The sequence below is a fragment of the Diaphorobacter sp. J5-51 genome (genome assembly GCF_001023515.1).
Taxonomy (GTDB): domain Bacteria; phylum Pseudomonadota; class Gammaproteobacteria; order Burkholderiales; family Burkholderiaceae_C; genus Diaphorobacter; species Diaphorobacter nitroreducens.
On the sequence record NZ_JSYI01000039.1, the window covers coordinates 1 to 1,576 of the forward strand.

Here is a 1,576-nt window from a genome sequence, read left to right on the forward strand (position 1 = left end):
AAGACACTGGGGGCGTGCGGGCCAGCGCGGGTAGAGGTCGGTCAATTCTTTGATGGCACTCGACCGCGATCGCTAACTTGACCCGCTGCCGACCACTCGTACCCAGGATTGCCTGCGGGCGTTGCCCAGACCCAGCCGGGTCAGAGCGCGCCTGACAGCCCACATTAAAGAGAGCCGCCGGGCTTGCCCGGCAGGCCGTTGGTCGGCGGCACCTTGGCTGGTCCGCACGCTTGTGATTGTCATTCAAGCTGCAGGAGAGCCGCAATGGATTTGACCCCGATGCACAAGCGCGTCATTGCGCTGGACGTTCACCAGGCCAAGATCACGGCCTGCGCCGTTGTCGAACATGACGATGGCCGGGTAGAGGTCACCAAGCGAGACTTCGGCGCCTTCAAACGCGACCGCCGCGCCTTGGCGCAGTGGGCGCTGGAGATGGCCCCTGAGGTCGTGGTGATGGAGAGCACAGGGGTGTATTGGAAGAGCCCGTTTGCGGCGCTGGAGGCGGTGGGCCTTATTGCTTGGGTGGTCAACGCGCGGCATGTCAAGGCTGTGCCCGGTCGCAAGACCGACATGGCCGATGCACAGTGGCTGGCCACGCTGGCGCGTGCGGGTTTGCTGCGCGCCTCGTTCATTCCACCGGTGCAGATGCGCCAGCTTCGCCTGGTAGCGCGCCAGCGGCAAAAGCTGGTGGGCATGTGCAGCGCCGAGAAGAACCGGCTGCACAAGGTGCTGGTGGACGCGGGCATTCGCATCAACGTGCTGGTGGCCGACATCCACGGACAGAGCGCGCGTGCCATGGTCAAAGCCCTGATCGAGGGACAGCCCATGCACGAGGTGCTGAACCACAAGGGGCGGCTGCGAGCGAGCAGGCAAGAACTGTGCGAGGCCCTGAGCACCGAGCAGTTCAGCGCAGTGCACCGCTTTGTGGCCCAGGAGATCGTGCAGCACATTGAGCAGATCGAGCAGCGCATCGCCCGCATGGACCAGTACCTGCTGCAGGGCCTGCAACCCTGGCAGCCACAGCTCAGGCTGCTGCAGACCCTGCCGGGCATCGACGAGCAGGGGGCGGCCATGCTGCTGGTGGAGATTGGTGCGGACATGAGCGTGTTTGGCAGTGCAGAGCGCCTGGCCAGTTGGGTGGGCATCTGCCCAGGCAACAACGAGAGCGCGGGCAAGCGCAAAACCGGGCGCATCCGCAAGGGCAACGCCTGGGTCAGAAGGCTGCTGTGCGAGTTCGCCCAGGCTGCAGCACGAACGCGCTGCGCACTCAAGGCCAAGTTCGACGCGCTGACCATCCGAAAGGGCCACAAGAAGTCAGTGGTGGCGCTGGCCCACAAGATGCTGCGCACCATCTACGCCATGCTCAGCAACGCAAGCCACTACCAGGACAAGGAGGTCGATTACGAGGCGCTGAACGTTCAGCGCAACGCGCCGCGCTGGATCAAAATGCTGCGCAAGCACGGCTTCATCGCCACGCCCGCTGCCGCCTGAGACGCGCTTGCCCGCTGACCATTCGGCCTTGGCCAGCCTCAGGCCAGGTGTCGGCACGTCCGGTGGCGGGTGTCTTCCACATTAA

Annotated in this window: 1 protein-coding gene; it reads left to right on the forward strand. The window is 64.8% G+C overall.

Features of this window, described 5'->3' with window-relative positions; translation table 11 throughout:
* Window positions 1-264: 264 nt before the first annotated feature.
* The gene (locus OX89_RS05910; protein WP_011803789.1) at window positions 265-1,491 is read left to right on the forward strand and encodes an IS110-like element ISAisp4 family transposase; all 1,227 of its coding nucleotides are present in this window, start codon (window positions 265-267) and stop codon (window positions 1,489-1,491) included.
* Window positions 1,492-1,576 lie beyond the last annotated feature (85 nt).